Genomic DNA, 8008 nt, shown 5'->3' on the forward strand with positions numbered 1-8008 from the left:
GCATTTTGACAGAAGTGGCTTGACCTTGCCACGGTGGCAAGGTTTAAGCTCTCTCTTGTCGTGAAGTCAGATCACATCAAGACACATCAAAACACATCAAATCCGAAAAAAGGAAAATAAGCCATGCCAATATTCAAGGTTGAGGACATGAGTTGCGGTCACTGCGCCGCCGCAATTACGCGCGCTGTCAAGGATGCCGATGGCGATGCAGGCGTTGAGATTCAGATCGATGAGAAGCGCGTCAGCATCAGCAGCACGTTATCCGCAGATGCGTTGGCGGACGCCATCAAAGAGGCTGGTTATACCCCGGTCATCGCATCCTGACAGGTTTCGATCTGATCGTTACCGATTACTTGCTGAGTTGACGCATGGCCTGTTCGAGACCATCAATGGTCAGTGAAAACATGCGTTGGCCCATCAATTGGCGAATGATGCCGATTGACTGACGGTATTGCCAGAGGCCTTCTGGCTCCGGATTGAGCCAGATTGAATGCGCAAAGGTGCTGGTCAGACGTTGTAGCCAGACCGCGCCTGCTTCTGGATTGTTGTATTCGACCGAGCCGCCTGGTTGCACAATTTCGTAGGGGCTCATGGTGGCGTCGCCAACCATGATCAACTTGGTGTCAGGGCTGTATTTATGTAGCAGATCCCAGGTTGGAATGCGCTCAGCCTGACGCCGGCGATTATTCTTCCAGACGGTCTCGTAGACGCAGTTGTGGAAGTAAAAGAACTCCATGTTCTTGAACTCGGTCTTGGCTGCCGAAAACAGTTCTTCCGTGCGGGTGATATGGTCATCCATGGAGCCACCGACATCAAACAGCATCAAGACCTTGATGTTGTTGCGGCGCTCGGGCTGCATCTTGATATCCAGATAGCCAGCATTGTTGGCGGTAGCGCGAATGGTGTCGTCCAGCGCCAGTTCTTCGGCGGCACCGTCGCGGGCAAACTTGCGCAGGCGGCGCAGTGCTATCTTGATATTGCGCGTACCCAGTTCGCGTTCGCTATCGTAGTCGCGATAGGTACGCTCTTCCCATACCTTGACAGCAGTGCGGTTTTTGCTGGTGCCGCCGATACGGATACCTTCCGGGTTGGTACCACTATGGCCGAAAGGCGAGGTGCCGCCTGTGCCTATCCATTTGTTGCCACCTTCATGGCGTTCATGCTGTTCCTTCAGGAGCTCCTGCAGACGACTCATCAGTTTGTCGTAGCCATACTTTTCCAGCGCTGCTTTTTGCTCTGGTGTCAGTTCACGCTGGAGTCTCTTTTCCAGCCACTCTAGCGGGATCTCGGGCAGCTTGTCAAAGATGGTTTGTATGCCTTTGAAGTAACTGCCAAAGGCTTGATCGAACTTGTCGTAGTGTGCTTCATCCTTGACCAGCGTGAGGCGCGCAAGAAAGTAGAAGTCATCGATCGAGGACGAGATGACATTTTTTTGCATCGCCTCCAGCAAGGTCAGAAACTCCTTGATGGAGACCGGAACGCGAGCGTCCTTGAGGGTAAAGAAAAAATCGATGAGCATGATGTAGGTAGCAGGCAGGCGCCGAAGCTCAGTGTCCCAGCTTGAATTGCAGGTGACGTTTGACGGTCGGCCATTCTGATTCGATGATCGAGAACACGACGGTGTCTCGCAGGGAGCCATCCGGCATGCGCTGGTGATTGCGGAGCACGCCATCCTGCTTGGCGCCAAGTCGGAGGATGGCATTGCGCGATTGCATGTTCATCCAGTGGGTACGAAATTCAACCGCGATACAGTGCAGATTTTCAAATGCGTGAGTGAGCAGCATCAGCTTGCATTCGGTATTGATACCGGTACGCTGGGCGCTGGCGGCGGTCCAGGTCGAGCCGATTTCGACGCGACGGTGCACGGCATCGGCATTCATATAGGTGGTCATGCCGCAAAGCGCGCCGGTATCATGACGGCGTGTGACAAAGGGCAGCATACTGCCTTGCTCCTGCAGATGCAGTCGTCGCTCGATTTCGGTGCGCATGTTTTCTGGCTTCGGTATCGCGGTGTACCACAGCTTCCACAGCTTGCCGTCCGACACGGCTGCGATGAGCGCATCGTGATGCTCGAGCGATAAAGGCTCCAGCGTTGCATAACGGCCTTTGAGTGTGATCGGGTGCAGAAACTGCATGACGTACTCCTTGCTTGATACGGGCTGTGGTTGGCGGGTTGCTTCAGTAATTATTCAGCGAAAATTCGTTGAATATTCAACGATTGTTGCGTGACATGAACACGAGTCGTTCGAACAGATGTACGTCCTGTTCATTTTTCAGCAAGGCGCCATGCAGTGGCGGAATGGCGGTCTTGCCATCCTTGCTGTGTAGCACCTCGGCTGGGATATCTTCAGCCAGCAGCAGTTTGAGCCAGTCAATCAATTCTGAGGTCGATGGTTTCTTCTTCAGACCGGGAATGTCGCGTACGTTATAGAAGGTTTCCAGCGCCTGCGCCAGCAGATCACGTTTGAGCTGCGGAAAGTGCACTTCGACGATCTTTTGCATGGTGTCCTTGTCAGGAAACCGGATGTAATGAAAGAAGCAACGGCGCAGGAAGGCGTCCGGCAACTCCTTCTCATTGTTGGAAGTGATGATGACCAGCGGGCGATGTAAGGCGCGCACCATTTCTCGGGTTTCATAGACATAGAATTCCATACGGTCGAGTTCGCGCAGCAGATCGTTGGGGAACTCGATATCGGCCTTGTCGATTTCATCGATCAGCAGCACTTGCGGCGTCTCTGCCGTAAATGCCTGCCACAGCACACCCTTGACGATATAGTTGTGGATATCCTTGACCCGCTCGTCACCGAGCTGCGAATCACGCAGGCGGGATACGGCGTCGTATTCGTACAACCCCTGTTGCGCCTTGGTGGTCGATTTGATATGCCACTGCAGTAGCGGTCGCTGCAATGCGGCGGCCACCTCTTCGGCCAGCATGGTTTTGCCGGTCCCGGGCTCGCCTTTAATCAGCAACGGCCGTTGCAATGCCAGCGCTGCATTCACCGCCAGTTTGAGATCATCGGTGGCTACGTAGCTGGAAGAACCTTCAAAGCGAGTATCTTGGTGCATGTCAGACTGTCATGAGTGATGAAATTAAGAGCAGTATAAGATAAAACGACTGGCGTACTGCGCTTGCCAATCGCCATCCCAGCGATTGAATTTGACAGTTTTGCCTCCATATCAGTGAGCCAAGTGAAATGCAGGGCAAAAGAAGTAGGCCTTGTTGAATTTTGCGTCCCCTTACGTAGAGTGAGGCATGAAATTTCTTCTTCTCAAGATACGTGTCATTTGGCGCCGCTTGCGCTTCGGGATGAAAGCGCGCTGCCACTCCCTTCATGATGACGTACCACAGCTGTCACGCCTGTTGCGTCGTGCAGATCCTGAAGCAGCCTGGCATCAACGTGCCAACTGGATGATTGATGTGGCTGAATGGTTGCGTCAAGAACCCAAAATCAATCTCAGAGATGCAAAACTCAGGTCTCTGCTCGATTGGCTTGATCTCCATCGTGATGTGCGCAGACAGGTACAGGTCTGCCTGCAAAGGACCTTGCGTGAAGCCGGAGGTGCAGAATTGTTTTCTGTCACCGGTTTGCCGCATGAAGCCGCTTTTTTCAGTGAGTTGACTGAGCGTGCATTACGGCGCATTCTGCCGCGCCACCTTTCTCCGAGTGAGTTGCCCAACTTGTTTGCGGCAATGTTCCCTGCTATCGACGATGCCCAATGGCTGCTCGTACTCGATGCTCAGTTACTAGACCGTGCGTGGAAACTGGCAGCCGATGATGGGATTTCACATACCTACTGGCAGCAGACCGAGGAGGCTCTCGTCTATCTGATGACGTTAGTGGTCGCCGACGGTATCAGTCCGGCTTTTCGACAGCGGCTGGATCCGCATCTGCCGCTGCGGGCATCGCCATTTATGGCTTTGCGCCACGAAATGGAGAACTATTTGCATGCGTCTCCCAATGATAAAGGCGCTCTGCGAAGTATCCGAATGCTGATTGCGGTATGTCAGGCGCAAACGGATCGTATCTACGCGTATCTGGATAAGTTCGGGGTTTCGGTAGGACTGGTCTATCGTCTGGAGCGCATGCGGGCCCAACTGGTGCGCATGGGGCGCCTGATTGATGTACGTGCCTGCAAACTGCAAGAGAGTACAGGTGGGGACAGCGCGGATCGCTTGCCTTTGTTGCTGGCTGATCTGGTTGCTGCACATCATCAGCGTGCTTCAATGCGCAGCCTTATCCAGCGTAGCTTTGCGCTAGTTGCACGCAAGCTGGTCGAACGTAATGCCGATGATGGTGAGCAAAGTATTGCCCGTGATGCGAATAGCTATCTCGCCTTATTCAAGGCGGCTTCAATTGGAGGGGCGATAACGGGGTTGACCGTGCAGGCAAAAATCACGCTAGGCAACGGCAACATGCCGCATTTCTTCGAAGGAATGCTGGCGTCATTTACTTATGTGGTGAGTTTTTTGTTCATCGCCGCAATGGGCGGTGTACTCGCGACCAAGCAGCCAGCTGTGACGGCGCCTGCACTGGCTGCCAGAATGGATGCGCTCGATACCTTGGATGGCTTGCGCGCGCTGGTAGCCGAGACGGCAGTGCTATTGCGCTCACAGGTGGTATCGGTAATGGGCAATCTGGTTGGTGTGATGCCGGTCATGTTGTTCCTGATGGTATTGGGCAGCGTCATTGGCGGGGCTTCACAATTGAGTAGTGAGCGGGCTCAGCTGAGTGTGCAGAGTTTGTCGCTGATTGGACCGACTCCACTCTATGCAGCGGTGACGGGGATACTCCTGTGGCTATCGAGTCTGATCGCCGGTCTTGTCGATAACTGGTTTGCCTGGCGGCGATTACGCGAAATACTGGCGCAGCAGCGGCGCCTGATCCATCTGCTGGGAGCAACCAGAGCGTCACGTTGGGCACGCTGGCTCGACCGTCACGTTGGCACCATTGCTGGCAATATTGCTTTGGGTATAGCGCTGGGTATGACGCCCATGATCGCGCGCTTTTTTGGCATTCCGTTTGAAGTGCGTCATGTGACACTGGCTGCTGGCAATCTGGTGGCTGCTTGCGTCCATTTGGGCTGGGAGATCTTGTTGACTCCTGGTTTCTGGCTGGCTGCGCTCGGTATTGTTAGTATTGCGGTACTCAATATTTCCGTCGCATTCGGATGTGCCATGTGGTTTGCACTTCGCGCTAGGGACATACCTGTGCGGCTACAACGCATCGTGGTTCGTGCTGTGCTGCGACGAATGCGTGCTCAGCCGGCGCTGTTTCTGTTTCCCGAGAAACCGGTGAAGCGCGCTTCAGTCAAGGAATCAGTGGTCGAAGAAGAAAGCTGATCGGAGCATAATGCACTGCAGCATTGGTTCGCGAGGCTGATCGGCTGTTGTAATTTTGTTGATTGAGGATGGTTTGACGCACGCAACTGTTCGGGTAAAATCAAGCGGCCTTGCGGCATAGTGGGCTGGCGAGAATGCGCAGACGATGAGTTTCTGTGCCAATAATGTAGAGCCAAACCTGCTGATGTCTGTTTCGGGAAGTGTTGTCTTCGTCGTAGATTCAAGTAGTAGCCTGACGTTGTTTCATCTTACTAGTCCCTGCCAATATGAAAAAACTATCTGTACTGCTCGCGCTCGCGGGTGTTGTCAGCACCGCTGCGGCCGTCGATCTTGCTGGTAACACCGGCAAGGTCAATGTTTCGATGTGCATTGGCTGTCATGGTATCCCAGGATACAAGGCCACTTTCCCCGAGGTTTATTCGGTTCCCATGCTGGGTGGGCAGTCCCAGACGTACCTCGAAAACGCACTCAAGGCCTATCAAAAAGGTGAGCGTAAGCATCCGACCATGCAAGGCATTGCCGGTAGCTTGTCGGATAAGGATATCGCCGAACTGGCGGCTTACTATGCACAACAAAAATAAGGGAAGCGCGTGATGAAAAAGATCCTGACTACGGGGACTATTGGTGTCGGCTTGGGGCTTCTTGCCATGTCTTTGAATGCATGGGCTGGTGGCGATGTCGACGCAGGCAAGGCGCTCGTTCAAAAATACAGCTGTGCCGCATGTCATGGTGCAGATTTTAATTCACCCATTGATCCATCCTATCCACGTCTGGCCGGACAGCATCAGGATTATCTGCAGCATGCACTGATCGCCTACCGGCGTGGCAATGAAGCAATGAATGGGCGTACCAACGCAATCATGGGCGCGCAAGCCAAAGTGCTGACCGACCAGGATATCGAGAACATCGCTGCCTATTTGCATAGCCTGCCTGGCTCACTGGTATTGCAAAAATAAATCGGTCATGCGGTGGCGTTAAGCTAATTCTCTCTGCAATACACAATGCAATCGGTGTGTGTCATGCCCGATTGCATTTTCTTTCTGACAAAGACGGTAATTTTCTAGACTTGCCGTGTTTTCGTCTCATCCTTTCCTTCACAGCGTCATGTAGTTCCTTCCAGGCGACGTTGATCCTAATATTTTCTCTTTTTACTGCTTGCTCTCTCTGGCATGTCCGTCTGTCTATGACTGCTAATTACCATTTACAAACCGCGTAGATATTTCTCAACGCATGGCTCTGACGGCCCTGGAGTCAAGCATCAGCGGGTCTGAAATATTTTCAGACTGGTCCCATTTCTCTTGGTAGGTTTTGGTGACATCATTCGTTTGTCCCAATTCATCTACATCTTACTGATATTTTATTGTTTTTTTGCAATCTCGGACGTGAAGCCCGCTGTGTAATTTGCAGCACAGTTGTTCGATATTCACGTCGTCTCCGGCTTATCAGCGCTGTTGCTGCCGGTTAAACCATCTACCTCTTTGCTTATTTTGCTTGCAGTCCGGGCTGCCTCTGCACGCCCATTGTTTTCGTAAAGCTGCAGCGCAGGTGGTGATCAGCGATTCGGCTATCTCGCTTTTCCTCAAGTTCGTGATCCGCGAATTGTTGTTCATGCCGGATTACTTTTTTCTCTTCTTTGTAATCGAAATTATGAATAAAAACTTCTATCGGATTGTTTGGAATCGCACTTTGGGAATGTTTCAGGTTGCTTCTGAAATGGCGCGCACAGAGGGTAAGTCTTCCAATATAAATTCCCCGTTCGTAAACACAGCTACTAAGGTGGTATCTGTCGGCAGATTGGCCGTGATGACGATGGCCATAATGATGGCTTGGAGTTTGCCTGCATCGGACGTTTTTGCGCAAACGCAAGTAAATACTGGCTGGATGAACGGTTCTACTGGGCAGACGGGCGAAGCTGGGCAGAGGGGCACAAATGGCCGCAACGCGAGTCTCCTTGTAGATCCGACTTCAGGGACAAATGGTACAAATGGGGGAAATGGTAGCCAAGGTGACAACGGTTGGTCGCTTAACACGAATAGTGCGACTTATATAAATTCCGGTTCGGTCTTAGGTGGAACTGGTGGTGCTGGTGGGAGTGGAGGAGATGGCGGTGACGCTGGACGTTGGGACACCTGGGAATGGCGTAATGTTACCAGAACAAATTATGAGCCTGGGAATGGCGGCGATGGAGGCAATGGTGGCCATGGTGGGAATGGGGTCTCTATTACTGCCTCTAATGTAACCTTTGTCAATACTGGAACAGTCACAGGTGGCAATGCAGGTGCAGCAGGTGCCGGAGGAGTTGCGGGAGAAAAACCTGCCATCGCCACTCTTCCTGGTAAGGATGGAAATCCAGGCTCGCCCGGGATAGAAGGTGGTTATGGTATTTACGTCTCGGGTAATAATAGCGATATCATTAATGTTGGCATAATTTCTGCCGGGCAGGATAGTAGTGGTAATGTAACCAAAGAAAGTATCTGGTACGGTAATAGCACGAGCAATTCTCGTCTAGAGTTGCGAGCCGGTAGTGACATTAAGGGAATCGTCAATGCTAAATTGTCTAAAGGCATAAACATTCTTGCTCTTGGTGCCGGTGATGGGAATTATCAGGGAAGTTTCGATGTCACCCAAATCAACAATAAATATCTTGGCTTCAATGCCTTCAGCAAG

At 52.2% G+C, this 8008-nt stretch carries 8 protein-coding genes; 5 read left to right on the forward strand and 3 right to left on the reverse strand.

The genetic code is table 11. The annotated features are described in order from the left end of the window. Positions 1-123 precede the first annotated feature (123 nt). Positions 124-324, forward strand: a complete 201-nt coding sequence (locus FHW66_RS13430) for a heavy-metal-associated domain-containing protein (RefSeq protein ID WP_183380307.1) — start codon at positions 124-126, stop codon at positions 322-324. A 25-nt stretch (positions 325-349) separates the two neighbouring features. Here FHW66_RS13430 and FHW66_RS13435 read toward each other — a convergent pair whose 3' ends face one another. The 3 genes from FHW66_RS13435 to FHW66_RS13445 form a co-directional block, all read right to left on the reverse strand. After that, on the reverse strand, positions 350-1519 hold the full coding sequence (locus tag FHW66_RS13435; protein ID WP_183380308.1) for a VWA domain-containing protein: 1170 nt from the start codon (positions 1517-1519) through the stop codon (positions 350-352). A gap of 28 nt (positions 1520-1547) precedes the next feature. Beyond that, on the reverse strand, positions 1548-2135 hold the full coding sequence (locus FHW66_RS13440; protein WP_183380309.1) for a GNAT family N-acetyltransferase: 588 nt from the start codon (positions 2133-2135) through the stop codon (positions 1548-1550). A gap of 76 nt (positions 2136-2211) precedes the next feature. Beyond that, positions 2212-3066, reverse strand: coding sequence for a MoxR family ATPase (locus FHW66_RS13445; RefSeq protein WP_183380310.1), 855 nt, complete (start codon positions 3064-3066; stop codon positions 2212-2214). Between the two features lie 187 nt (positions 3067-3253). Here FHW66_RS13445 and FHW66_RS13450 point away from each other — a divergent pair, with 187 nt between their 5' ends. From FHW66_RS13450 to FHW66_RS13465, 4 genes are all read left to right on the forward strand, one after another. After that, a complete protein-coding gene (locus FHW66_RS13450) occupies positions 3254-5341 on the forward strand; it encodes a preprotein translocase subunit TatB (RefSeq protein WP_183380311.1) in 2088 nt (695 codons plus the stop codon). A gap of 266 nt (positions 5342-5607) precedes the next feature. Beyond that, complete coding sequence (locus FHW66_RS13455; RefSeq protein WP_183380312.1) at positions 5608-5922, forward strand: cytochrome c; 315 nt, start codon at positions 5608-5610, stop codon at positions 5920-5922. Between the two features lie 12 nt (positions 5923-5934). Next, positions 5935-6297, forward strand: a complete 363-nt coding sequence (locus FHW66_RS13460) for a cytochrome c (RefSeq protein ID WP_183380313.1) — start codon at positions 5935-5937, stop codon at positions 6295-6297. A 589-nt stretch (positions 6298-6886) separates the two neighbouring features. Continuing rightward, positions 6887-8008: ESPR domain-containing protein (locus FHW66_RS13465; protein ID WP_221202697.1), on the forward strand; the 1122-nt coding region annotated here is incomplete at its 3' end.

Source organism: Herbaspirillum sp. Sphag64 (genome assembly GCF_014192645.1).
Taxonomy (GTDB): Bacteria; Pseudomonadota; Gammaproteobacteria; order Burkholderiales; family Burkholderiaceae_D; genus Herbaspirillum.